The following is a 22,768-nucleotide window of genomic DNA, read 5'->3' on the forward strand; positions in this document are numbered from 1 at the left end:
AACGCTACGGTATTGGCATTCTCTTTTTTTGCAAGTACGTTATTCATCGATGGATAACGCTGCTCAGACACCGTCCGGCATCCCGCTGCGGCCCGTGTACGGGCCGGCGGACAGGACCGCGGAACCGCCGCCGCCCGGGGAGTTTCCCTTCACCCGGGGCAACTTCGCATCGGGTTATCGCGGCAAGCTGTGGACCTTCCGGCAGTACTCCGGTTTCGGCACCGCCGAGGAATCCAACCGCCGCTACCGATACCTGCTGGACCAGGGCGGGACGGGCCTGTCGGTGGCGCTCGACCTGCCCACCCAATGCGGGTATGACTCCGACGATCCCGAGTTCGGCGAGGAGGTCGGCCGGGTCGGCGTCGCGGTGGACACGTTGGCCGACTTCGAGATCCTGTTCGACGGCATCCCACTGGACAAGCTCAGCACGAGCATGACGATCAACGGCACCGCCGCGATCCTGCTGGCCTTCTATGTGGCCGCCGCCGAGCGAAAGGGCATCCCGCGGGCCAAGCTCACCGGGACCATCCAGAACGACATCCTCAAGGAGTACGCCTCGCGCGGGACCTGGATCTGGCCCCCCGAACCGTCGCTGCGGCTGATCGCCGACACCATCGAGTTCTGCGCGGCCGAGGTCCCCAGGTTCAACGCCATCTCCGTGGCCGGGGCGCACTTCCGCGACGCCGGCGCCAACGCCGTGCAGGAGATGGCGTTCACCCTGGCCGACGGCGTCACCTATTGCGACACCGTCGTCCAACGCGGGCGGATGACCATCGACCAATTCGCCCCACAGATCTCGTTCTTCTTCTATACCCACGGCGACTTCTTCGAGGAGGTCGCCAAATACCGTGCGGGACGGCGCCGTTGGGCGACGATCGTGCGGGAGCGCTACGGCGCGACGACGGACAAGGCGTCGATGTTCCGCTTCGGCTGCGTGTGTGGCGGTGCCTCCTTGTATGCCCCGCAGGCGCAGAACAACTTGGTGCGGGTGGCCTACGAGGCGATGGCGGCGGTGCTCGGCGGCGTCCAGTCGATGTTCACCGCGGCATGGGACGAACCGTTCGCGCTGCCCACCGAGGAGTCCACGACGCTGGCGCTGCGCACCCAGCAGATCCTGGCCTACGAAACCGGTGTCGCCAGCGTCGCCGACCCGCTGGGGGGCTCCTACTTCGTCGAGGCGCTCACCGACGCCACCGAGACCCGCATCATCGAGATCATGGACGACCTCGAGCGCCACGGCGGCATGGTCAGCGCGATCGAGGACGGGTACCTGCAGGGGCTGATCGCCGACGAGGCCTTCCGCGTGCATCAGGACATCGAGGCGGGCACCCGTGCCGTCGTCGGGGTCAACCGATTCGTCTCCGAAGAGCCCGAGCCCGATGTCGTCACCTACGAACTCGACGCCGAGGGCCGCGACCTGCAGCTGAAGCGGCTCTCCAAGGTGAAGGCCGAAAGGGATTCGGGCGCAGTGCAATCCACGCTCGCGGAACTGTCCCGGGCCGCCGAAGGAACCGACAACCTGATGCACAAGCTGGTCGACTGCGCCAACGCGTACTGCACGGTCGGTGAGATGGTTGCCGCGCTCAAAGGGGTGTGGGGCGAATTCCAGCAACCGGTGGTGTTCTAAATGGCGGTGCGGATTCTGGTGGCCAAGCCCGGCCTTGACGGACACGACCGCGGCGCCAAGATCGTCGCGCGCACCCTGCGCGATGCCGGCTTCGAGGTGATCTACACCGGGATCCGGCAGCGCATCGAGGACATCGCCTCGATCGCCGTGCAGGAAGACGTGGCGGTGGTGGGCCTGAGCATCCTGTCCGGCGCCCACCTGACGCTCACCGCCCGCACCATCGAGGCGTTGCGGGCGGCCGATGCCGCCGACATCGCCGTCGTCGTCGGCGGAACCATTCCGCACGCCGACGTACCCAAGCTGTTGTCCGCCGGAGCCGCCGCCGTGTTTCCCACGGGGACATCGCTGGACGACCTGGTGCGCCAAATCCGGGCGTTGACCGGCACCGCGGACCCCGAGCAGAAGGAAACACCGTGCGCGTCGGAGTGATGATCGGCGCCGAGCGTGGCGACATGACCCGCAAGGTGAGCAAGCTGGCCTCCGATATCGAATGGGCCGAGTCCGCGGGTCTGGACACCGCGTGGATGCCGCAGGTGCCCGACGACTTCGACTGCCTGACGATGGTGTCGCTGATGGCCGCGCACAGCTCGCGCATCGAGCTCGGCACCGCGGTGGTTCCGCTACAGGCCCAGCATCCGATTGCCCTTGCCCGCCAAGCGCTCTCGACCCATGCGGTGGCCGGCGGACGGTTGGCGCTGGGCGTCGGACCGTCGCACCATTGGATCATCCGCGACATGCTCGGCCTGTCGTATGAGAAGCCGGCGGCCTACACCCGTGACTACCTGCAGGTGCTCAACGCCGCCATCGCCGGACCGGGACCGGTTGACGTCGAAAACGATTCGTTCGCGGTGCACAATCCGTTGGCGATCGGGGCCGACACTCCGATGCCGGTGCTGGTCGCCGCCCTGGGGCCGGTGATGTTGCAGCTTGCCGGCGAACTCGCCGACGGCACCGTGTTGTGGATGGCCGACGAGCGCGCGATCGGTGACCACATCGCGCCGAAGATCACCAAGGCCGCCGCGGACGCCGGTCGCCCCGCACCGCGGATCGTCGCGGGCATCCCCGTATGCCTGTGTGCGCCCGCGGAGGTCGACCAGGCCAGACAGCGGGCCAACCGCATCCTGGGCGAGGCCGAGGTGTCTCCCAACTATCAGCGCCTGCTGGAACGCGGCGACGCCCGCGACGTCGGCGACCTGTGCGCGGCCGGCGACGAGGGGGCCATCCTGGCCCGGATGCGCCGCTTCGCCGACGCCGGTGTGACCGACCTGTCGGTGCGGCTGCTGCCGATCGGCGACAACCGGGACGAGTTGGTCGCCTCCAAGCGCCGCACCCGCGAAATGATCGCCTCCCTCGCGGCGGAATTGCGTTGACTCCGAGCCACATCGGGCCGCTCGCGGGGATACGCATCCTCGAGGTCGGCACCATGCTGGCGGGTCCGTACGCCACCATGTTGCTCGCCGATCTCGGCGCCGAGGTCACCAAGATCGAACCCGCCGGCGGCGAGATCTCGCGCAGCGTCGGCGCCGCGTACTTCGCCAGCCTCAACCGCAACAAGTCCAGCATCACCTTGGACCTGAATTCCGATGCGGGACAGCAACGTCTGGGCGAATTGGCCGCCGAATCCCACGCGCTGCTGGTGAACCTGAAGCCGTCCGCCATCCGCCGGCTGGGTCTGACCTACGAGGCGTTGCGACGGCACAACGAGCGGATCGTCTGCGTGGCCATCACCGGCTTCGGCCTGTACGGCGGTGACGATCCGGCCTTCGACTACGTGGTGCAAGCCGGCGTCGGCACCGCCGCCCTGACCGGCGACCCGGACGGGCCGCCGACGCTGCCCGGCTATTCCTCGGCCGACAATTCCACCGGAATGTGTGCGGCGCTGGGCCTTCTGGCCAAGGTCATCTCGGGCACGGGCGGGCAAGTGGACGTGTCGCTGCGCGACGTGATGCTGTCGCAGCTCAATTACCACGCCTCCGCCTACCTCAACAACGGCGTCGAGCCGCAGCGCCGGCCCAACGGGGCGCATTCGTACTACGTTCCGGCGCAGCTCTTTCCGACGTCCGACGGGTACCTAGCGCTGTTCATCACGCATGACGGTTTCTGGAAGTCGTTTGCCACCGAGGCGGGTATCGGCGGTTTCGACACCATGGCCGAGCGGGTCGCCCGCCGCGACGAGGTGCTGGCGGTCGTCACGGCGATCCTGGCGACCGACACCGCCGCCGGCTGGGAACGGCGACTGCGTCCCCTCGGCGTTCCGGCCGCGGCCGTCAGGACGCTGCCCGAGGCGCTCAAGGCGACCCCGGAAGTGGTTGTGACGGCGGGCGATTTCCGGCTCGTCGGGAGCCCGATCCGTGTCTTCGGCTATGAGCCCGACTACCGGCCGCCGCCGGAGCTGGCCGAGGGCTGAATTCCCGCCGCACCTGCAGGCAACGGCGGGGTCAGGTGCGCTTCGGCGTGTTTGCGGAAGGCCGCCACCAGACGGCTGCGGTCCCCGGCGCGGGTCGCCAATACGACATGGCTGGGCTCCACGCCCTCCAGCGGCACGGTCGTGATGTCCGGCCGCAAGCTGTTGCCGTGAAAGCCGGCCGTGATCGCCACCGCCTGACCGGAGGCAATCAGTTCGAACTTGTCCTCGAGCGCGTCGATGACCGGCCCGTCGGGCGCGCGGCGCCCGTCGGGACGAGGGTCGATGCGCCAGAAGGCGCTCCACGCCGGATCGGAGTGGCGCACCCGCGGCATCGGTTCATCGGCGATGTCGTCGAGCGTCACCGATTCCCGGCCCGCCAGGCGATGGTCGACCGGTATCGCCAGCACACGCGGCTCGTCATACAGGACGGTCACGTGCAGCTGGTCGGTGGGGAACGGCAGCCGGGTCACCACCGCGTCCACCCGATGATCGAGCAGCGCATCCCGCGCCTTATCCCAATCCAGGTGTGTCACTTGCACATTCGCGTCAGGTTGCTCGCGACGCAGTTCGCGCACCGCCGGCGTGACGATCATTCCCGTCGTATAGCCAATGGTGATGCGGCTCGGCTGGGCGGCGGCCCGGACCTGCGCCGTGGCTTGGGCCGCCGAGCGCAGCAGCGCCCTTGCCCGGGGAAGGAACACCTCGCCCGCCTCGGTGAGCTCGGTGCCCTGCGGCGTGCGGTCGAACAATCGGGCGCCCAACTGCTGCTCCAACCGGCGAATTTGGCGGCTCAGTGACGGCTGCGCGACGCGCAGCGCCGCGGCCGCGCGGCCGAAGTGACGATGCTCGGCCACCACAACGAAGTAGCCGACCAGCCGCAGGTCGAGATCCACGACCGGCGATACGCGGTCCGTCATGCGCCCAGTGTAGCCACCCCGCTTGCCGTGTCGTCCGCAGATACCACCGTCTTCATGCGGTGATGCGGAAATCGCATCGCGTTATATGAAAGAGGTCTTGGACAGCCCCGCCGGTCCGTCATTGACTTGACGGCATCGACCTGAGGGAACAGAAGGGACTTCCACAATGCACGTCTTTGTCACCGGCGCGACCGGTCACATCGGTTCTGCCGTCGTCGCCGAACTCCTCGAAGCCGGCCATCGAGTCACCGGGCTGGCCCGCTCCGATGAGGGAGCTGCGGCGCTGACCGCCAGCGGTGCCACGCCGCACATGGGCGATCTCGACGACCTCGACGACCTGCGGGACGCCGCCGCGGCGGCCGACGGCGTCATCCACCTCGCCTTCAAACACGACTTCGACGACTTTGTGGGAGCCGCCCAAACCGATCTGCGCGCCGTGCAGGCCCTGGGGGAGGCGCTCGTCGGCACCGACAAGCCGTTTGTGAGCACCTCGGGAACCCTCTCGCTCGCCTTCGCCGCGCCGGGGCGCCTTGCGACCGAAGACGACACCTTGCCCGCAGGACCACGGATCGACTCGGAGAACGCGGTCATCGCTCTGGCCGAGCGCGGGGTGCGTTCCTCGGTCATCCGGCTATCACCTCTGGTGCACAGCGACCTGGATCACCACGGCTTCGCCCACCATCTGATCGAGACGGCCCGCGACACCCGGATATCGGCTTACATCGGCGACGGCTCCAACCGCTGGCCCGGTCTGCACACCCTCGATGCCGCGCACCTATATCGGTTGGCCCTCGAAAAGGCGCCCGCCGGAACGCGTTTGCACGGGGTTGCCGACGAAGGGGTGCCGTTCCGTGACATCGCCCGCGTCATCGCCCGCCACCTGGGCGTGCCGGCGGTCAGCATTCCCGCCGAACAAGCCGGCCACTTCGGGTTCCTCGGCCTGTTCGCGTCTCTGGACAACCCGACGTCGAGCGCCCTCACACAGAAGGTGCTGGACTGGAAGCCCGAACGGCCCGGCTTACTAGAAGACCTCGATGCCGGCCATTACTTCGGCGAATGAACGGCGCCGTGGCCAGCTCCGTGATCGATGCGGTGCGCAACGCGTTGGGACCGGTTGGCGCGTGCCTACCGGTCTCCTTCACCAGCAATCCGCACGCCGATCTGCAGCGTGAGGCCGCCCGCCGGCTGGAAGGCGCCGGATGCCGCGCAGTCTGGACGAACGAGGTCATTGGCAAGGACGCGCTAGTGCAACTGGCCACGCTGCTGTCCGCCACCGGGAGTATGGCTTTCGGCACGTGCATCGCCAACATCTGGGCGCGGCCGGCGCAGACCATGCACGCCGCGGCCGCCCAACTGGCCCAGGCCTACCCGGGCCGCTTCGTGCTCGGTCTGGGGGTGGGCTACCCGGAGCAGGCCGCGAGCGTCGGCCAAGAATTCGGTAGTCCGCTGACTACCATGCGCGAATACGTGAATCGGATGGACAACCCCACCTGGCCGCCGGCGCCCGAGGCGCCCTATCCGAGGATCATCGCCGCGAACGGGCCGAAAATGCTTGAGCTGGCTGGTGATATTGCCGATGGGGCATTGCCGGCCATGTTGCCCGCCGCGTTCACGGCACACGCCCGGCAGACGCTGGGACCGGACAAGCTCTTGGTTGTCGGCGTGTCCGTGGAGGGTGACCCGATCGACCCGGCGGCTGTCGTCGCTCAAGTGGGCGAGCAGCTGACCGCCGGCGCCGACCATGTCACGCTGTTGCTGCCGATCGGCATCGAATTCGCCTCCGGTATACGGCAACTCGAGCGGTTGGCCGCCACGCTCGCCGCACTGCCCGGCTGCTAGCGACCACACTCGGTGGTGGTCTCGAGCAGTCGCGGGACGGGCGCGGGATTCAGTTGCAGGGCATCGGACATGTGCAACTGGCCGGCGTTGGCGATCATGTTGTCCAGGATGGCCTGCAGGTCCTCGCCCTCGAGTTCGTAGATGGCGACATACGGCCCGTTGCCGTCGACCGGGCGCAGCCGGCGCGCCGCGACGATGCCGTCGAGCTTTAGCAGTTCCGGTATGTGTATTTCGTCGTACCAGGTGTTGTACTCGTCCTCGCGATCGGGCGAACTGGGCACACTTTCCACGAGCATGATTCCCTTGGCCATTGTCGCCGCCTCTCCGTGACCACTACTCGTAGCGCACCGTGACCGAGGTGTCGGGCACGCCCTGGCACGTCAAAATGTAGCCCTCGGCCACCTCGTCCTCGTCGAGCGCGTCGTTGACCCGCATGCTCGCGTGGCCTTCCTCGAGCCGGGCCATGCACGTGCCGCAGTTGCCGGCCTCGCAGCTGAAGGGTGGCTCAAGGCCGGCCCGCCGCGCGCTCTCCAACAACGTCTCGCCGGGCACCCGTGGCACCGTCACCTTCTTCCGGTCGAGGTGGATCGTCACGGTGCCGACCTCGGCGGCATTCGTGGATGCGGGATCTACCACCCGTGGAGTCTCCTCGATGATCGTGGTGACCGTCACCATGACCGCCCCCTCCCGTACTTGCATTCTTCAGTATAGAGAATACTATTCTCACAGAGCGATAGGGTCTTCTCGAGACGGTGGGACTGCTGGAAGGAATTGGACGTGAGCGAGCCGGCGGCGCTCGTGTTCGAGGAACGTCGATTCGGCCTGCCCGAGCTCGATGCGTTGGCCGCCGGCCTGGCCGTGATGCTGGGAAGACGTGGCGTCACCGGCGGTGAGCGGGTTGCGGTCATGGCGTCGAACCGGCCGGAGTTCGTCGCCGTCCTGCTGGCGATCTGGCGGCTCGGCGCCACGGCCGTTCTCATCAGCCCGGCGTGGAAGCGCGACGAGGTCGACCACGCGCTGGGGCTCACCGCGCCGGCGCACGCCGTCGGCGACCATCCGGTACTGGCCGGTCTGATGCCCATGTTGCACCTCGACGAACCGATCCCACCCGGGGAGCCGGTGGCCGGGTCGCTGCCGCCGCGGGCCGACGCGGTGCTGGTGTTCAGTTCCGGCACCACCGGTCTGCCGAAGGCGGTGCGGCACACCCACGCCGCCTTGGACGAGGCCGTCGGGCACTGGCGCGCGGCCCTGCAGCTGACCCGGCGGGACCGCATCCAGGTCGCCACGCCGCCGTCGCACATACTCGGACTGCTCAACATCCTCACCGCGCTGCGAACGGGCGTCTGGATGCGGCTGCACAGGCGCTTCGACGTCGACCGGATGCTGCGGCACATCGAGCAGGACCGCATCACCGTCGAGATGGCGGTCGCGCCGATCGCACTCGCCATCGCGTCGCACCCCGACCTCGAGTCCTACGACCTGTCCTCGCTGCGCTTCATCATGTGGGGGGCGACGCCGGTCAGTCCGAGCGTCGCGGAGACCGTCACCCGCCGAACGGGAGTCGGTTGGGTCCCCGCCTACGGCACCACGGAATTGCCCGTCATCGCGTGTAATCCGTTGCAGGAAGCCCGGCTTGACTCGGTCGGGCGTCCCGTGCCCGGGGTGGACGTGCGGGTGGTCTCGCTGGAGACCGGCCGGCCAGTCGGCCCGGGGGAGGTGGGTGAAATTCAGGGCCGGTCGCTGTCGCTGATGGCCGGCTACCTGCCGGCCGAGGCCACCGCGGAGACCATCTGCGACGGCTGGTATCGCACCGGGGATGTCGGCTGGCTGGACGACGACGGTTGGCTGCGGATCACCGACCGTCTCAAAGAGATGATCAAGGTGCGCGGCTTCCAGGTGGCGCCGGCCGAGATCGAGAGGGTGCTGCACGGTCATCCGGCTGTCAAGGACTGTGCGGTGTTTGGCGTGCCCGACGGGATCAACGGTGAGGCGATCATCGCGGCGGTGGCAGCCCGCGGGAACGTCGACGCGGGCGAGCTGACCGCCCGGGTCGGCGAGAGGCTAGCTTCGTACAAACGCCCGAGCCGCGTCGTGTTCGTAGACGATATCCCGCGCCTGCCCTCGGGCAAGGTGCTGCGCCGCGTATTGAAGGAGACTTATGGATGTACGTCTGACCTCTGAACAGCGGCAACTGCGCGACGCCGCCGCCAAGCTGGCCGACGATCTCGGGCTGGGGGCGGTCCAGGACCTCGACGACGAGGGCCGAATCGCGCGGCTGGACAGGCAGATTGAGGCGACCGGGTGGCGGTCGCTGCGTTCCGATGGCGCCTCCGGCGTCGAGGTGGCCATCGTCGCGGAGGAGTTCGGGCGGCGCCTGCTCGACGCGCCGTTCCTCGGGCCGGCGCTGGCCGACGACCTGGCCCGGCACATCGGCGCCGACGGCGCGGGGGCGACCGTCGCGGTTGACGGCCGGGCAATCGACGCTCGCGGCGCCCGGCGCGCCCTGTTGCTCTCCGGCAACGGCGTTCTGGCGGCAGAGGTCGAAGCGACCCGCACCGGCGCCGACTTGACGCGCATCGAGGGGAACCTGGCGGGATCCCCTGAGCCCGTCGGCGAGGTGACGCCCGCGGCCGCCGCACGCTGGCGGGCCCTCGCGCTGGTCGCCACGTCTGCGGACCTGGTCGGTATCGCGCGAGGCGCACACGCCGTCGCCTGCGATTACGCGAAGATCCGCGAGCAATACGGCAAGACGATCGGGTCGTATCAGGCCGTCGCGCACCTGCTCGCCGAAAGCCTTGCGCTGATCGAGGGTTCGGTCAGCGTGTTACGCCATGCCGCGTGGGCGGTCGACGAACTCGCTCCGCCCGAAGCGATGCGGGCCGCTCAGGTCGCGAAGGTGTATTGCGCCCGAGCCACCCGCACGGTATGCGAGACCGCCGTGCAGGTGCACGGCGGCATCGGCAACACCTGGGAGTGCCTGATCCACGTCTACCTGCGCCGCGCGCTGACATCCACCGAACTCTGGCCCGTGACGCTGAAGGAGATCGACTTTGGACTTTCGTGACTCGCCGGACGAGGCCGCCTTCCGCGAGCGGCTGCGCGCCTGGCTTGCGTTGCACGCCAAGCACTATTCCGGCTCCGGGGACGAGTACTGGGAGCGCATGGCCGACTGGCACCGGGCCCTCTACGACAACGGCTTCTTCGGCCTGTCCTGGCCGCGCGACTACGGCGGCCGGGAGCTCGCGCCGGTGTATGACGTCATCGTCGACGAGGAACTGGTCCGCGCCGGTGCCCCGCCACGCCCGAGCGTGGGCTATCTGGTGTACGGCATCGGCCGGCACGGGAGCGACGAGCTGCGCAAACGCTTCCTGCCCGGCATCATCAACGGCACCGAGCGGTGGTGCCAGGGTTTCAGCGAACCCGGCGCCGGCTCCGATCTGGCATCGCTGACCACCACCGCCACGCTCGAGGGCGACACCTATGTGGTGCGCGGGCACAAGATTTGGACGAGCTACTCCGACGTCGCCGACTGGTGTCTATTGTTGGCGCGCACCGATCCCGAGGCCAAGCGCCACCGTGGGTTGTCGGCGTTCGTGCTCAGCATGAAACAGCCCGGCGTGCAACAAAGGCCGTTGCGCATGATGAACGGGGTCACCAACGAATTCGGCCAGGTGTTCATCGACGGCGCCACGGTGCCCGCGGACCGGATGGTCGGTGCGCCGGGTGAAGGCTGGGCGGTCGCCATGACCGTCGTCGGTCACGAGCGCGAACCCTCCACGCTCGGCTACGCGGCCCGATACGGAAAGCTGGTCCGAAACCTGTTCGCGCGTAACGCCGGTCCGGTGCCCGAGGAGCTCGCGTGGGCGGCGATCGAGTCGGAGATGCTGACGCATCACGTCCGGCGCCGGTTGTCCGAGCAGCTGGACGGCGTCTCGCACGGTCCGGAAGGATCGCTCGACAAGCTGCTGATGACCTGGGTCGAGCAATCCGTCGGGCACGCCGCGCTGGCGGTGGCAGGGACCCGCGATCCGGACCTGCTCAGCGCGTACTTGTACAGTCGCGCGCAGAGCGTGATGGGCGGGACATCGCAGATACAAAAGAACATCATTGCTTCGCGAATCCTTGGATTGGGAGTCTGAATGTACGACATGCCAGCCGAAATCGACGTCCGAGCCGACGGGGCGCTTCGGATCATCACGCTGAACCGGCCGGACGACCTGAACGCGGTCAACGACAACCTCCACGTGGGACTTGCCAGGCTGTGGCAGCGTTTGACCGACGATGCCACGGCCCGCGCAGCGGTGATCACCGGGGCCGGCAAGGCGTTTTCGGCCGGCGGCGATTTCGCCTACCTCAAGGAGCTGTCGGCCGACGCCGATCTGCGCGCTAAGACCATTCGGGACGGCCGCGAGATCGTGCTCGGCATGGCGCGTTGCCGAATTCCAGTGGTGGCGGCCGTCAATGGGCCGGCCGTCGGGCTCGGCTGCAGCCTGGTCGCGTTGAGCGACATCGTCTACATCGCCGAGGACGCTTTCCTCGCCGACCCGCACGTGCAGGTGGGGTTGGTGGCCGCCGACGGCGGACCGCTGACCTGGCCGCTGCACATCAGCCTGCTGCTGGCCAAGGAGTACGCACTGACCGGCACGCGAATCAAAGCGCAGCGCGCCGTCGAACTCGGGCTGGCCAACCATGTGGCGGCGGACCCGGTTGCGGAGGCGATCGCCTGCGCGAAAAAGATTTTGGAGCTGCCCCAGCAGGCCGTCGAGAGCACCAAGCGGGTGCTCAACATCCATCTGGAGCGCGCGGTTCTCGCCAGCCTGGACTATGCGCTTTCGGCCGAGCACCAGTCGTTCACGACGGAAGACTTCCGGACGATTGTCACGAAGCTGAACGAGGGCAAGAACTGAGCTACGCAAACCGCGAGCGTAACCCACTGCGCATTTTCGTCCGCTTCTTCACAGTGACCTTACGCTCGCGAGTCGTGTGCCCGCAGAAAGTCACGCATCACCGAATCGAACTTGTCCGGCTCCTCGATGAACGGCATGTGCGCGCTGGACTCGAACAACTCGAACCGTGACCCGGGAATCCGCTGGTGCATTTCCCAGGCGTGTTCCGGCACGCACTCGTCGTACCGGCCCGCGAGAACCATTGTCGGCAGGGCGATCTCGGGGAGCCGGTCGAACACGTTCCAGTCGCGGATGGTCCCGACGATGTGAAAGTCGCTCGGGCCGAACATCGTCTCGAAGACATCGGTCCCCATGTTCCTGAACGCTTCCTCGAGTTCCCTGGGCCACGGACGCACGCGGCACAGATAGGTCTCGTTCCAGGTCCGGATGGCGGCCTGGTATTCGCCCGAGTACGTCGTGCCGGCGGCTTCGTGGCGGTCGATGGCCGATTGCGTCGCCGGGTCCAGTTCGGATTTCAAGCGCGCCACCATGTTCGAGAATTCGGGTATCGACGCGATGGTGTTCGAGAGGGTCAGGCTGGCGGCGCCGGAGGCCACGTCGAGCGCGTACTGCTGTGCCAGCATCCCGCCCCACGAGTTACCGAAGACATGAAAGCGAGTCAGGCCCAGGGTATTCACCACCGCGTCCATTTCGGCCACCGCGCGCTTCATCGTCCAAAGCTGAGCGTCGGAGGGCCTTCTGGACTTTCCGCAGCCGAGCTGGTCCCAGAAAACGACCTCGCGCTCGTCGGACATCCGTTCGAGCGAATTCAAGTAGTCGTGCGGCAGACCCGGTCCGCCATGAACGACGAGCAGCGGGAGACCGGGCCCGCCGCCGACTCGCTTGAACCAGACCTTCCCGCCTGGAACGGGCACCATTCCCTGACTCATCCACCCACCATCGCAAATTTGCGCCGTTGCCGTCGCCGGTGACGCGCGCGTTCGACCCGAGGGCGCCTACTTGCAACTCATACTCTCGAAATGAGAGAATAGCATTCTCCGTTCGTGCGGTCGGCTCCCAGGCCGCGCACCGTGCCCGCTGGAAGTGGAGAAGCCCGTGCCCGAAGCCGTCATCGTGTCCGCCCTGCGCACGCCCATCGGCACCGCCCGCAAGGGCACGCTGCGCGACACCAGCGCATTCGACCTCGCGCACCACGTGCTCAGCGAGGCGGTCAAGGACCTGGACCCGACGCAGGTCGACGACGTGATCCTGGGTGAAGGCCTCTACGGCGGCGGTGTCGTCGCCCGCCACGCGGCCATCACGGCGGGTCTGCCCCACGTGCCCGGTTTGGCCAACAACCGGCACTGCGCGGCCGGTCAAGCGGCGGTGCAGAGCGCCGCGGCCAGCGTGCGCGCGGGAATGGATCAGTTGGTGATCGCCGGCGGGGTGAACTCGGCTTCGACGTCGCCGCGGTCGCGCATCCAGGTGGACGGCGAGTGGGTCGACTGGTTCCCGCCGACCCACCCGGACCGCCCCGACGCCCCCAACATGGACATGTCGATCACCGTGGGCTGGAACGCCGCGATCAAGGCGGGCGTGAGCCGCGAGGAGATGGATGCCTGGGCGCTGCGGTCCCACCGCAACGCGATCGCCGCCATCGATGAGGGCCGGTTCAAGGAGGAGATCGTTCCCATCGCCACGCCGCATGGGTTGTTCTCGGTCGACGAGCACCCGCGGCGCGACACGACCCTGGAAAAGCTCGCCGCGCTCAAGCCGCTGCACCCGGAAATCGAGGGCTTCTCCATCACCGCCGGCAACGCCTGTGGGGCCAACGACGGCGCGGCGGCGCTGACCATCGCGAGCGACGCGCTCGGCTTGCCCGGGCTGGCCACCGTGCGGTCCTGGGCGTCGGTCGGCGTCGACCCCGCGATCACCGGCCTGGCGCCGGTGGACGCCATACCGAAAGCGCTTGCCCGCGCCGGTCTTTCGGTGTCGGACGTGGATCTTTTCGAAGTCAACGAGGCCTTCGCGGCCATGTGTGTGGCCACCATCAAGCTGCTCGACCTGGACCCCGACAAGGTCAACGTCAGCGGCAGTGGCTGCTCGCTGGGCCACCCCGTGGCGGCGACCGGGGCCAGGATGCTGGTCACCCTGGTGCACGAGTTGCGCCGCCGCGGCGGCGGCATAGGGGTCGCGGCCATGTGCGCCGGCGGCGGGATGGGTTCGGCGACCGTCATCGAGGTTGCTGCGCCATAATGCACAAATGACGATCGCCGACCTGATCGCGGGTGCGCGCAACGGATCTCCGCGCGCGGCGGGTCGGTTGCTCAGCCTGGTCGAAGGCGACCGCCGCGACGAGGTGCTGGCGATTCTCGAACCATCAGCGGTTCGCGTCATCGGCATCACCGGACCGCCCGGCGCGGGTAAGTCGACGACGATCGGAGCCCTGGTCGGCGCCTACCGCGAGCGCGGCAGCCGGGTGGCCGTGCTGGCCGTGGACCCGTCGTCGCCGTTCAGCGGCGGCGCGCTGCTGGGTGACCGAATCCGAATGACCGCCCACATCAACGACTCTGATGTCCTGATCCGCTCGGTCGCCACCCGCGGTCACGTCGGGGGTCTGGCCGCCGCGGTTCCGGCGGCCATCCGGCTGCTGGGCGCGATCGGCTACGACGTGGTGCTGCTGGAAACGGTAGGAGTGGGGCAGTCGGAGATCGAGATCGCCGCCGTCGCCGACCCGACCATCGTCATCCTCAATCCGGGGGCGGGAGACGCGGTGCAGGCCGCGAAGGCCGGCGTGCTGGAAGTCGCCGACATCGTGGCGGTCAACAAGGCCGACCGCGAGGGCGCCGACCAGACGGTGCGGGATCTGCGCGCCGAAACCGGCGCCCCGATCGTGAGTCTGGTCGCCGCCCGAGGGGACGGCGTCGCGGATCTGGTGGCTGCCATCGACGATCACCACCGCACCGACAGCCGGGAGCGCCGGGTGGCGAGGACCCGCGCGCAGATGCTTTCGCTGGCGCAAACGCTGCTGCGGACGCGGCCGGATCTTGACCGGATCGCCGAGGCGGTGGTCGACGGCCACGATGATGCCTATACCGCGGCCGAAAAGCTGTTGTCGCCCCCGCCGACCGACGGCTGACTCGCCACGTCACACCGGTCGTGACGCTGCGGCTTAACGGCCAGCCCAGGACGTGTCGTGTGAAGTTATGTCTTTTCGTGTGAACTGAGGGCGGGATTCGGGCGATTTCCCCGCCTTGGCTTCACTGCCAGAGCCATGACTTCACGCCCCAACGCCTTGGCTTCACTGGCACGTGGCCTTGATCTACCGCGTTGCATTGTGTTGCATGAAAATATGACACGTTCGGCCGACGACCTGGTAACCGAATTCTGCGCGCGGTGGGCCTCCCCCGACCCCGACCAGCTGGCCGGATATTTCACCGAAGACGCTGTCTACCACAACATTCCGATGCAGCCGTTACGCGGCCGCGAGGCGATAAGAGACTTCATCGCGGGGTTCGTCGCCGCATTCGACGGTATCGACTTCAACGTGCACCGGCAGATCAGCGACGGCACACTGGTGATGAACGAGCGCACCGACGTGATGCGCCGCAAGGATGGCCAAACCGTCCCCTTGCCGGTGATGGGCGTTTTCGAGGTGCGGGACGACCGGATCGCCGCGTGGCGTGACTACTTCGATATGGAAGCCGTCACCAGCGCCTTCAGCTAGGCCTCTGGCCAACTCGACGGCGGCCCATAACTTTTCCGCACCGGAAATGCGGCCCACGTTCTCACCGCTGATCGCTGATGAGTAGGCGGTAACCGGCGTCAAGCAGCTGTTGGTCAAGGAGGTCGGGATATCGTTGATGCCATCGTCGGGAACGCAGGTCGCCCGCAAGGCGGCCTAGGCCCTCGGCGAGGGCGGCGTCATCCGCATAAGCCAGCATGGACATGCCCGCGCGGACGGTGGGATCTAGGTAAGCGTCTGGGCGCCGCCAGTAGGCGGCGCCGAACCCATCGGTGCAATCGTGTGGCACCGGCACTGTCTGTACCTGCGCGCCTCCCAACAGCTCGACGAGCTGGTCGATCGGTACCCACAACTCGTCGCTGATTCGCGCGGCGGCGGGCAAGTAATCGCGCAGCAACCAGAAGTTGCGGGTCACCGATTGATCCCAAGTCAGGATGACAATCCGATGGCGGGTCACTCGGCGTAGTTGGTCGATCCCAGCGGCGACATCGCTCCAGTGGTGCACGGTCAAAATGGCCATCGTCGCGTCCACACACTTGTCGCGCAACGGCAAAGCCTCCGCGATGGCCTGTACACATGGCGCAGATACGGCAGGTCGCTGGGCGATCATCACCATGCTGGGCTCGATAGCGGCGACCGTCTGGGCCGGTTCGTAGGAACCGGCGCCAGCCCCCACGTCAACTACGGTGCCCATCGTGGAGAGTGCGGCGTGAATCTGGGACGCGATTCGTGGGTCGGGCCGGCGCGTCGTGCAATAGCCAATGCCGATCCGGTCATAGGCATCCATCGATTCAGGATGACGGAGGTTGAACCGGCTCCGCCAGCGTTCTCACGATTCTCATGACCTGCCGGTGGGACGCGTCCAGAGCCACTTCCTACCAAGCCACGTTTCGTCGGCGAGGTGCAACGGTGAACGCGGTATCGCCTCGCAAGCGCCCGGGCGGTGAAAGCGAGGTGCTGATTGGTCAGGCGGGCCAGGCGTGTTGGGCGACCCGGTAAAAGTTCCCGGCGAGGACGGCTTCGATGTCGGGGGCGGCCCACCCGCGACCGCGCAGGTGCTGCCCGAGGCCCAAGAAGGTTTCGGGCGGCATCCACTGAATCGGTCCCCAGCGGGTGTAGCTGTCGTCGAACAGGTGCGGGTTGCGCGCGACTTCGTCGCGGAAATCCGCGAAATCAAACGAGAAGTCGGTGCTGACACCGACGTGGTCGATGCCGACGAGCTCGACGGCGTACTCCAGGTGGCGCGCCATCGCGTCGAGGGTTGGCGTGTTGGGTCCCAGGAAGATGCCGACGCCGGTGATCCCGATGACGCCGCCGGTCGCGGCGCAGGCCCGGGCCTGGTCGTCGGTGATGTTGCGCGGGTGATCCCAGACCGCACGCATGCAGGAATGGCTGTAAACAACTGGGCCACCGGAGATTGCGCACATGTCGAGGCCGGTGCGGGCGCTGCAGTGCGATCCGTCGGGAACGACGCCCACCCGGTTCATTTCGCCGACGAGCGAACGGCCCCATGCGGTCAGGCCGCCGTCGGTGGCGTCCAGGCAACCGCTGCCGGCGCGGTTGGCGTGGTTATAGGTGGGCAGCATGGTCCGCACGCCGAGCGCGGCGAGGGTGGCCAGGTTGTGGAGATCGTCATCGAGGGGACCGGAGTCCTCGAGGTCGAACACCACGGCAATGCGGCCGCCGCGGGTGATCGCGTCGACGTCGTCGAGGCTGTCGGCCAACTCCAGCTGTGGGTGAGCATCCACCGCCGAACGATAATGCCGCAGCAGGGCGATCGTGTCGTCGAAGGAGTGGGGCGAATACCCCGCATTGACGGACACCAATGCCCCCGCTGGCCGTCGGTAGCGGGTCAGCGGATCGACGTCGGTGTCCGTCTGCAGCGGCAGGCAGGTGTGCTGGTCCCACAAGAGCGACGTCATGAACACACGTACTGCATGATGTTTCGTCCAAGTTCGGGATCTCTATCAATGAAAGAATATTAAACCGCACGACCTCGACGATTTCGCCGCGTGGCGGCCCATTAGGGGTGGTCGTGTGGTTCCAGTCCGAGCGGCAGCCCGCGCTCGCGCAGCCAGTCGTGGTGCTGTTTGCCTAGCGGAGTGATCGGTTTGGCGATGCCGTCCATGTCGTCGGTAATAGCACGGACATGCATGGTCGCTTCCAGCGCGGCGAATAGCGGGTTCATGATGAGGTTGTGCCGCGAGAAGAAAGCCAAGTCGTCCGGGACTGACATGCGGCGAACGGGATGGTCAGGCGAGCGCAGATCTATCAGGCCGTGGATCGCTCGGGCTAGGGAGTCGGACGTAAATGCAACTGGTTGGGGCGCGAGAAATTCGTACCCTATTTCTGCCATCAACTGGTATGTATCGTCGGCGGTCAGTGTGGAATCGGGGCCGAAGAAGCCCGTCTTGATCATCAAGGCGTGCATGTCGCACTTGCGTCCGTCGATTGCCGCACGAACCATCTCAACGAATGAGCGTCGCCGACGCTCAGGGATGACGGTGACGCATCCGAAGTCGACGAATCCAACCCGGCCGTCGGTACCGAAGCGGTAATTTCCGGGGTGAGGATCACCGTGTAAGAGGTTCGCATGCCGGTAGGAACCTCCGATGAATCTCCAAATCACTTCGGCCCATGCGTTTTTGACGCCTTGGGCGGCGGATTGAGCTGCGGCCCAGTCCAATCCGTCGAGAAAGGTCATGGTCAGCACTTGATTGCCGGAGGCCTCATCAATTACCTCCGGTACCCGGATGAAGGGATGCCCCCGGTAAATCCTGTTGAAAGCTGTGATATTGGCAGCTTCTTGGCGGTAGTCGGTCTCTTCGGAGATCCGCGCCGCAATCTCGCGCGCGGTATCTCGTGGATTGGCCGGCAACGCGACACCCGATACTGACGCCGCGACTTGGAAGAACGTCGCTAGCAATTCGGCGTTGGCCAGGTCGCTGCGAATCGCATGGGCGACACCCGGGTATTGAATCTTGACCGCCACATCTCTGCCGTCATGCAGGACCGCGCGATGGACTTGCCCGATCGACGCGGCTGCCATCGGTTCGTTGGCGAATTCGGCGAAGAGGTCGTTGGGGTGGCGGCCTAGGTCCTCACTCAGGACCTTTTTGGCCAAAGCGGGTTCCATGGGTGGCGCGTCTGCTTGCAGTTGAGCCAATGCCTTCTGATACGGAGAAAAGCCGCCGCTGCCAATGGAACTGCTGTCGAGCATTGACAACAGCTGACCCGCTTTCATCAGCACACCCTTGGATTGCCCAAGGAGTTCGGTGTAGCGCGCTGCGGCGCGTTCATGAAAACTCGCTACGGCGCCGACATCACCGGTCTTTTCCCGCATCGAGGCGACGATCGCCCCACCGGCAGCGCGGGCGGTGAACGCGGCCAAGGGCACGGTGCGGCGGACCCTGCCCCGAGGTACCGGATCCTGACTGCCCATAAGTTCTGTTCCTAGCGGCGATGCATTCCACTCGCCACACTATCAACTTGTGATGACCAAGTATACACTTAGGAAATGCAAGTCAGCGATTTACCCACACGAGAACGGCTCGTCATCGAGGGGATGCGGCTGTTCAGCGAGCAGGGCTACCAGGAGACCAGCGTCGCTCAAATCGAAGCCGCTGCGGGTTTGGCGCCTGGGTCGGGGGCGCTGTACCACCATTTCAAGTCAAAGGAAGCGCTACTCGATGCTGGCATCGACCGCCAGCTCGATCGTCGCAATGCCATGCGTGACATCCGCGCTCTTTTCGCGGGCCTTGGAGACATGCGAAGTGAACTGACGATGCTAGGTCGATATGTGCTGGCTGTGCTCGACGAGGAGACACAGCTACTGCAGATCGCCTCGCGAGCTCCATCGGACCACTCGAAGGCCCGACTGACCAACGCCTACGCCGCTTTGTTCGAGGGTCTCTACACGGAATTGTCCGAATGGATACAGGGCTGGGTGCCCGGGTTGAGCACACAGGGGGCAGCAACCGTCGGCGCGGTCGCGGTCAACGCCCTGCTCGGTAAGCGCGCAACGCGCACCCTATTCGGCGCTACCACAACAGATTTACCCGATGAGCAATATATCTCCGAGTGGACCGCCTTGATGGAGAACCGGATCGAATCGCTGCGCTAGGAGCCCCCATGGTAACGACCTCGGAAACGCTAGCCGGCTACCTACACGACCAATTGCAGGGGCCACTAGCGGCGCTGGGTGGATTCTTCCGGATGTGCGTCCTGACAGGGAAAGCGCTGTTCCGCTGGCCTTTCCAATGGCGCGAGTTCATCCTGCAGTGCTGGTTCATCATGCGGGTGGCGTTCCTGCCGACGATCATGGTGTCGATCCCGCTGACGGTTTTGCTGATCTTCACCCTCAACGTTCTGCTGGCGCAGTTCGGCGCGGCCGACCTGTCCGGCGCGGGCGCCGCCATCGGCGCGGTCACTCAGCTCGGGCCTCAAGTCACGGTGCTCGTGGTCGCGGGCGCTGGGTCGACGGCCATCTGCGCGGACCTCGGCGCCCGCACCATCCGCGAGGAGATCGACGCGATGGAGGTGCTCGGCATCGACCCGATCCACCGGCTGGTGGTGCCCCGGGTGATCGCCGCGACCCTGGTCGCCACCTTCCTCAACGGCCTGGTGATCACCGTCGGCCTGGTGGGCGGCTACCTGTTCGGCGTGTACCTGCAGAACGTGTCGGGCGGGGCATATCTCGCCACCCTGACCACCATCACCGGCCTGCCCGAGGTCATCATCGCCACGGTCAAGGCCGCGATCTTCGGCCTGATCGCCGGGCTGGTCGGCTGCTTCCGCGGGCTGACCGTGCGCGGCGGCTCCAAGGGACTGGGCACCGCCGTCAACGAAACCGTGGTGCTCTGCGTTGTCGCCCTGTTTGCGGTCAATGTGGTGCTCACCAGCATCGGGGCGCGTTACGGGACCGGGCACTAGACAAACGCCAACTCGAAGCGGTGATCTATATGGAACTAGTCTAGATCGACCGACTTTCCGGTCGCCGCCGCATGCCCCGCCCGGTAGCCGAAAACCATTGCCGGGCCGATCGTTCCGCCGGCGCCGCCGTAGGCCCGCCCGGTCACGCCGGCCATCGCGTTGCCCGCGGCGAACAGGCCCGGTATCGGTTCCCCGCTGACGTGCAGGACGCGGCCGTCGGGATCGGTGCGCGGTCCGCCTTTGGTGCCCATGGAGCCGATGCACACGGGCACCGCGTAGAAGGGGGCGGTGTCGATCGGGCCGAGGGTCTTCCCGGCCAGGGTGGTGGCGGTGTCGTCGCCCCAGTAGCCGTCGTAGGCGCTGGAACCGCGCCCGAAGTCGGGGTCGGCGCCGGCGGCCACCTGGCGGTTCCACTGCGCAACGGTGCGGGCCAGACCGTCGGCGTCGATGCCTGTCTTGGCGGCCAACTCGGCCAGGTCCGCCGACTCGCAGAACCAATCCGGTGCGGGCTGTCCAGGCTCGATGCCCAGAAATCCGTAGCGCTGCAAGTGAACCGAATCGAAGACCATCCAGGCGCGGTCGTTGACGTAGCCCCCGCGAGGGTCCAGATACTGGAAGGCACCGGCCATCGAGTTGTAGTCGCATGCCTCGTTGACGAAGCGCCTCCCGGCGCGGTTGACGATGATGCTGCGTGGGCGTGTCCGTTCCAGCCGGACGCTGCGGCTGCGAGGCTTGCCTTCGATGGTGTCGCCGGGGATCTGCACGATCGGCACCCACCACGCTTCGCCCATGTTGGCCAGGTCCGCGCCGTGTGCCATCGCCATGCGCAGGCCGTCGCCGGTGTTGTACGGCGGGGAGACCGCGCCGTGCATGGGGCCGCGCAGAAAGGCTTGTGCCAGAGCGGGATCCCATTCGAAGCCGCCGGTGCCGAGGATGACGCCGCGGCGGGCCCGCACGCTCACGGTGTTGCCCGACAGTTCGACCCGTACCCCGGTGATCTCCCCGGCCTCGGCGATGAGTTCTTCGGCCCGGGCGTTCACCCGCGGTGTCACGCCGGCGTCCAGCAGACCCCTGAGCAGGCCCGCGATCAGGGCGGTGCCGGCCACGCACAGGTGGCCGGTGCGTTCGTCGATCGCCGCGTGCAGGCGGGCCCTGGTCTCGGCGTCGAAACCGACGTTGGACCAGTCGGCCGGAAACGAGGTGATCCGCGTCGCCCATTCGCCCAACTCGGTGAGGTCAAAGGGAACCGGGCTCTGCGACCGGCCCCCGGTGGGGCGCCCGCCCGGCAGCTCCGGCTGGTAGTCGGGGAAGCCCGTCGCGATCTCGAAGCGCACGCCGCTGTGGGCCTCGACAAACTCGAGCATCGCCGCACCGGTGCGCACGAAGGTCTCCACCAGTGCGTCGTCCATCGAACCGAGGGACTGTGCGCGCAGGTAGCGCAGGGCGTCCGCGACCGTCAATTCCCCGTCGGGAGAACGGTTGTGGGCCGGGATCCAGGCGATGCCGCCCGACACGGCGGTGGTCCCACCGACGGTCGGGGCCTTCTCGAAGACCTCCACCGAGGCGCCCGCGACCGCCGCGGTCAGTGCCGCCGTGAGTGCGGCGGCGCCGCTGCCCAGCACGACGACGTCGACTTCATGGTCCCAAGACATCGACTGCGATCCCTTCAGCTCGGTGGCTAACTCAGTAGCTCGGACAACTGCTTTGCGGCCCTGACGACCGCGTCCCTGCCGCGCAACACGACGTCTTCCCGGTGCGAGATGAGGTTGATGCAGGTGGGCGGTGACGGCGCTTGGCGGCGGACCGCCACGGCCAGGCCGTAGGTGTTCGGTTCGATCTCCCCGTGCGTCATCACCCAGCCACGCTCGCGGGTGCGCGCGACGAGCTCCCGTTCCCCCGGCCGCGGCGGCATGCTCGCGAGCAAGGCGATGCCGGCCGCGCCGCGGTCGAGCGGATACCGGCTGCCCTCGTGAAAGGAAAGTTGGTAGGCGACATGGCTGGGCACGATCACCGCGATCGCCACCTGCTGGTCGCCTTCGGCGATGAGCAATGACACGGTGGTGCCGAGTTCGTCGGCGAGCGCGCGCAGCGTCGGCAGGCTGAGTTGCCGCACGTTGCGGTCGAACGACGCGCCCAACACTGCGAGCCCGGCCCCGGGACGATAGCGCCCGTCTTCGCCCTTGGCCACGAGCCGGAATTGGGCGAGTGTCGAGAGCAATCGGTAGGCGATGGTGCGGTGCACACCGATCTGGTCGGCGAGCTGTTGCACGGTCAATCCGCTGGGGGCATCGGCCACCATCTGCAGCGCGGTGAGTCCCCGGGCCAACGTCTGAGAACCCGCTCCAGAACCCGTCATGGCCTTGACAGACCTGGGCGCGAGAGCGAAGCTCTATATATATCGCACATCAGTGTGCG

The 22,768-nt window shown here is 67.0% G+C and carries 24 protein-coding genes; 15 read left to right on the forward strand and 9 right to left on the reverse strand.

What is annotated here, in order from left to right; genetic code table 11:
* The first annotated feature begins 49 nt into the window (after window positions 1-49).
* From MTAB308_RS21025 to MTAB308_RS21040, 4 genes are read left to right on the forward strand one after another with little or no spacing between them, the layout of a single operon-like run.
* The gene (locus MTAB308_RS21025; protein WP_077101803.1) at window positions 50-1,627 is read left to right on the forward strand and encodes a methylmalonyl-CoA mutase family protein; all 1,578 of its coding nucleotides are present in this window, start codon (window positions 50-52) and stop codon (window positions 1,625-1,627) included.
* On the forward strand, window positions 1,628-2,056 hold the full coding sequence (locus MTAB308_RS21030) for a cobalamin-dependent protein (RefSeq protein WP_077101805.1): 429 nt from the start codon (window positions 1,628-1,630) through the stop codon (window positions 2,054-2,056). It abuts the gene before it with no gap.
* The gene (locus MTAB308_RS21035) at window positions 2,041-2,997 is read left to right on the forward strand and encodes an LLM class F420-dependent oxidoreductase (RefSeq protein WP_077101807.1); all 957 of its coding nucleotides are present in this window, start codon (window positions 2,041-2,043) and stop codon (window positions 2,995-2,997) included. The genes MTAB308_RS21030 and MTAB308_RS21035 overlap by 16 nt, the downstream gene beginning before the upstream one ends.
* 53 nt (window positions 2,998-3,050) lie before the next feature.
* Window positions 3,051-4,034 carry a CaiB/BaiF CoA transferase family protein gene (locus MTAB308_RS21040; protein ID WP_425436350.1) on the forward strand — a complete coding sequence of 328 codons (984 nt, stop codon included), beginning with the start codon at window positions 3,051-3,053 and terminating at the stop codon, window positions 4,032-4,034.
* Here the strand turns inward: MTAB308_RS21040 and MTAB308_RS21045 are convergent.
* Window positions 4,001-4,951: a LysR family transcriptional regulator gene (locus MTAB308_RS21045; RefSeq protein ID WP_077101811.1), complete on the reverse strand. Its 951-nt coding sequence runs from the start codon at window positions 4,949-4,951 to the stop codon at window positions 4,001-4,003. The two genes, MTAB308_RS21040 and MTAB308_RS21045, sit on opposite strands and share 34 nt — an antisense overlap.
* Before the next feature lie 166 nt (window positions 4,952-5,117).
* Between MTAB308_RS21045 and MTAB308_RS21050 the strand changes: the two genes are divergently transcribed.
* Window positions 5,118-6,011 carry an SDR family oxidoreductase gene (locus MTAB308_RS21050; protein ID WP_077101813.1) on the forward strand — a complete coding sequence of 298 codons (894 nt, stop codon included), beginning with the start codon at window positions 5,118-5,120 and terminating at the stop codon, window positions 6,009-6,011.
* Window positions 6,008-6,790, forward strand: a complete 783-nt coding sequence (locus MTAB308_RS21055) for an LLM class flavin-dependent oxidoreductase (protein ID WP_077101814.1) — start codon at window positions 6,008-6,010, stop codon at window positions 6,788-6,790. The genes MTAB308_RS21050 and MTAB308_RS21055 overlap by 4 nt, the downstream gene beginning before the upstream one ends.
* Here MTAB308_RS21055 and MTAB308_RS21060 read toward each other — a convergent pair.
* Window positions 6,787-7,101, reverse strand: coding sequence for a DUF4286 family protein (locus MTAB308_RS21060; protein WP_077101816.1), 315 nt, complete (start codon window positions 7,099-7,101; stop codon window positions 6,787-6,789). The genes MTAB308_RS21055 and MTAB308_RS21060 overlap by 4 nt on opposite strands.
* A 22-nt stretch (window positions 7,102-7,123) precedes the next feature.
* Entirely contained in the window at window positions 7,124-7,462 is a 339-nt protein-coding gene (locus MTAB308_RS21065; protein WP_077104601.1) for a 2Fe-2S iron-sulfur cluster-binding protein, read from the reverse strand.
* Between the two features lie 105 nt (window positions 7,463-7,567).
* Here MTAB308_RS21065 and MTAB308_RS21070 point away from each other — a divergent pair, with 105 nt between their 5' ends.
* The 4 genes from MTAB308_RS21070 to MTAB308_RS21085 are packed head-to-tail and all read left to right on the forward strand — an operon-like array spanning window position 7,568 to window position 11,697.
* The gene (locus MTAB308_RS21070) at window positions 7,568-8,971 is read left to right on the forward strand and encodes a class I adenylate-forming enzyme family protein (RefSeq protein ID WP_077101818.1); all 1,404 of its coding nucleotides are present in this window, start codon (window positions 7,568-7,570) and stop codon (window positions 8,969-8,971) included.
* Window positions 8,949-9,854, forward strand: coding sequence for an acyl-CoA dehydrogenase family protein (locus MTAB308_RS21075; protein WP_077101820.1), 906 nt, complete (start codon window positions 8,949-8,951; stop codon window positions 9,852-9,854). The genes MTAB308_RS21070 and MTAB308_RS21075 overlap by 23 nt, the downstream gene beginning before the upstream one ends.
* Window positions 9,841-10,929: an acyl-CoA dehydrogenase family protein gene (locus MTAB308_RS21080; protein ID WP_077101822.1), complete on the forward strand. Its 1,089-nt coding sequence runs from the start codon at window positions 9,841-9,843 to the stop codon at window positions 10,927-10,929. Before MTAB308_RS21075 ends, MTAB308_RS21080 begins: the two co-directional genes overlap by 14 nt.
* Window positions 10,930-11,697 carry an enoyl-CoA hydratase/isomerase family protein gene (locus tag MTAB308_RS21085; RefSeq protein WP_077101824.1) on the forward strand — a complete coding sequence of 256 codons (768 nt, stop codon included), beginning with the start codon at window positions 10,930-10,932 and terminating at the stop codon, window positions 11,695-11,697.
* Window positions 11,698-11,756: 59 nt separating this feature from the next.
* Here the strand turns inward: MTAB308_RS21085 and MTAB308_RS21090 are convergent, their stop codons facing one another.
* Complete coding sequence (locus tag MTAB308_RS21090; RefSeq protein WP_083746620.1) at window positions 11,757-12,614, reverse strand: proline iminopeptidase-family hydrolase; 858 nt, start codon at window positions 12,612-12,614, stop codon at window positions 11,757-11,759.
* A gap of 178 nt (window positions 12,615-12,792) precedes the next feature.
* On the opposite strand from MTAB308_RS21090, the gene MTAB308_RS21095 reads away from it, so the two are divergent.
* From MTAB308_RS21095 to MTAB308_RS21105, 3 genes are all read left to right on the forward strand, one after another.
* Window positions 12,793-13,932, forward strand: a complete 1,140-nt coding sequence (locus MTAB308_RS21095; RefSeq protein ID WP_077104603.1) for a thiolase family protein — start codon at window positions 12,793-12,795, stop codon at window positions 13,930-13,932.
* 7 nt (window positions 13,933-13,939) lie between these two features.
* A complete protein-coding gene (locus MTAB308_RS21100; RefSeq protein WP_077101828.1) occupies window positions 13,940-14,815 on the forward strand; it encodes an ArgK/MeaB family GTPase in 876 nt (291 codons plus the stop codon).
* A gap of 213 nt (window positions 14,816-15,028) precedes the next feature.
* Window positions 15,029-15,403, forward strand: coding sequence for an SgcJ/EcaC family oxidoreductase (locus tag MTAB308_RS21105; RefSeq protein WP_077101830.1), 375 nt, complete (start codon window positions 15,029-15,031; stop codon window positions 15,401-15,403).
* Between the two features lie 61 nt (window positions 15,404-15,464).
* Here the strand turns inward: MTAB308_RS21105 and MTAB308_RS21110 are convergent, their stop codons facing one another.
* The 3 genes from MTAB308_RS21110 to MTAB308_RS21120 all read right to left on the reverse strand — a co-directional run bounded on the left by MTAB308_RS21110 (window position 15,465) and on the right by MTAB308_RS21120 (window position 18,863).
* Entirely contained in the window at window positions 15,465-16,208 is a 744-nt protein-coding gene (locus MTAB308_RS21110; RefSeq protein ID WP_077101832.1) for a class I SAM-dependent methyltransferase, read from the reverse strand.
* 178 nt (window positions 16,209-16,386) lie between these two features.
* A complete protein-coding gene (locus tag MTAB308_RS21115; RefSeq protein ID WP_077104605.1) occupies window positions 16,387-17,343 on the reverse strand; it encodes a dipeptidase in 957 nt (318 codons plus the stop codon).
* Window positions 17,344-17,444: 101 nt separating this feature from the next.
* Complete coding sequence (locus tag MTAB308_RS21120) at window positions 17,445-18,863, reverse strand: ABC1 kinase family protein (protein WP_077101834.1); 1,419 nt, start codon at window positions 18,861-18,863, stop codon at window positions 17,445-17,447.
* Between the two features lie 75 nt (window positions 18,864-18,938).
* Between MTAB308_RS21120 and MTAB308_RS21125 the strand changes: the two genes are divergently transcribed.
* Together MTAB308_RS21125 and MTAB308_RS21130 are read left to right on the forward strand one after the other, a co-directional pair.
* A complete protein-coding gene (locus tag MTAB308_RS21125) occupies window positions 18,939-19,544 on the forward strand; it encodes a TetR/AcrR family transcriptional regulator (protein ID WP_077101836.1) in 606 nt (201 codons plus the stop codon).
* Window positions 19,545-19,552: 8 nt separating this feature from the next.
* Entirely contained in the window at window positions 19,553-20,353 is an 801-nt protein-coding gene (locus MTAB308_RS21130; protein WP_077101838.1) for an MlaE family ABC transporter permease, read from the forward strand.
* A 35-nt stretch (window positions 20,354-20,388) separates the two neighbouring features.
* Here the strand turns inward: MTAB308_RS21130 and MTAB308_RS21135 are convergent, their stop codons facing one another.
* Both MTAB308_RS21135 and MTAB308_RS21140 read right to left on the reverse strand, forming a co-directional pair.
* Window positions 20,389-22,005: an FAD-dependent oxidoreductase gene (locus MTAB308_RS21135; RefSeq protein WP_077101840.1), complete on the reverse strand. Its 1,617-nt coding sequence runs from the start codon at window positions 22,003-22,005 to the stop codon at window positions 20,389-20,391.
* A gap of 26 nt (window positions 22,006-22,031) precedes the next feature.
* Window positions 22,032-22,709 carry an IclR family transcriptional regulator gene (locus MTAB308_RS21140; RefSeq protein ID WP_077101842.1) on the reverse strand — a complete coding sequence of 226 codons (678 nt, stop codon included), beginning with the start codon at window positions 22,707-22,709 and terminating at the stop codon, window positions 22,032-22,034.
* Window positions 22,710-22,768 lie beyond the last annotated feature (59 nt).

Source organism: Mycobacterium terramassiliense (assembly GCF_900157385.1).
GTDB lineage: Bacteria > Actinomycetota > Actinomycetes > Mycobacteriales > Mycobacteriaceae > Mycobacterium > Mycobacterium terramassiliense.

Coding starts and splice junctions, on each gene's coding strand:
- MTAB308_RS21030 (WP_077101805.1), top strand. CDS start 1,628: ATGGCGGTGCGGATTCTGGTGGCCAAGCCCGGCCTTGACGGACACGAC.
- MTAB308_RS21040 (WP_425436350.1), top strand. CDS start 3,051: ATGCTGGCGGGTCCGTACGCCACCATGTTGCTCGCCGATCTCGGCGCC.
- MTAB308_RS21090 (WP_083746620.1), bottom strand. CDS start 12,614: ATGGTGCCCGTTCCAGGCGGGAAGGTCTGGTTCAAGCGAGTCGGCGGC.
- MTAB308_RS21075 (WP_077101820.1), top strand. CDS start 8,949: ATGGATGTACGTCTGACCTCTGAACAGCGGCAACTGCGCGACGCCGCC.
- MTAB308_RS21115 (WP_077104605.1), bottom strand. CDS start 17,343: ATGACGTCGCTCTTGTGGGACCAGCACACCTGCCTGCCGCTGCAGACG.
- MTAB308_RS21055 (WP_077101814.1), top strand. CDS start 6,008: ATGAACGGCGCCGTGGCCAGCTCCGTGATCGATGCGGTGCGCAACGCG.
- MTAB308_RS21105 (WP_077101830.1), top strand. CDS start 15,029: ATGACACGTTCGGCCGACGACCTGGTAACCGAATTCTGCGCGCGGTGG.
- MTAB308_RS21045 (WP_077101811.1), bottom strand. CDS start 4,951: ATGACGGACCGCGTATCGCCGGTCGTGGATCTCGACCTGCGGCTGGTC.
- MTAB308_RS21135 (WP_077101840.1), bottom strand. CDS start 22,005: ATGTCTTGGGACCATGAAGTCGACGTCGTCGTGCTGGGCAGCGGCGCC.
- MTAB308_RS21085 (WP_077101824.1), top strand. CDS start 10,930: ATGTACGACATGCCAGCCGAAATCGACGTCCGAGCCGACGGGGCGCTT.
- MTAB308_RS21120 (WP_077101834.1), bottom strand. CDS start 18,863: ATGGGCAGTCAGGATCCGGTACCTCGGGGCAGGGTCCGCCGCACCGTG.
- MTAB308_RS21025 (WP_077101803.1), top strand. CDS start 50: ATGGATAACGCTGCTCAGACACCGTCCGGCATCCCGCTGCGGCCCGTG.
- MTAB308_RS21050 (WP_077101813.1), top strand. CDS start 5,118: ATGCACGTCTTTGTCACCGGCGCGACCGGTCACATCGGTTCTGCCGTC.
- MTAB308_RS21100 (WP_077101828.1), top strand. CDS start 13,940: ATGACGATCGCCGACCTGATCGCGGGTGCGCGCAACGGATCTCCGCGC.
- MTAB308_RS21130 (WP_077101838.1), top strand. CDS start 19,553: ATGGTAACGACCTCGGAAACGCTAGCCGGCTACCTACACGACCAATTG.
- MTAB308_RS21140 (WP_077101842.1), bottom strand. CDS start 22,709: ATGACGGGTTCTGGAGCGGGTTCTCAGACGTTGGCCCGGGGACTCACC.
- MTAB308_RS21110 (WP_077101832.1), bottom strand. CDS start 16,208: ATGGATGCCTATGACCGGATCGGCATTGGCTATTGCACGACGCGCCGG.
- MTAB308_RS21125 (WP_077101836.1), top strand. CDS start 18,939: ATGCAAGTCAGCGATTTACCCACACGAGAACGGCTCGTCATCGAGGGG.
- MTAB308_RS21060 (WP_077101816.1), bottom strand. CDS start 7,101: ATGGCCAAGGGAATCATGCTCGTGGAAAGTGTGCCCAGTTCGCCCGAT.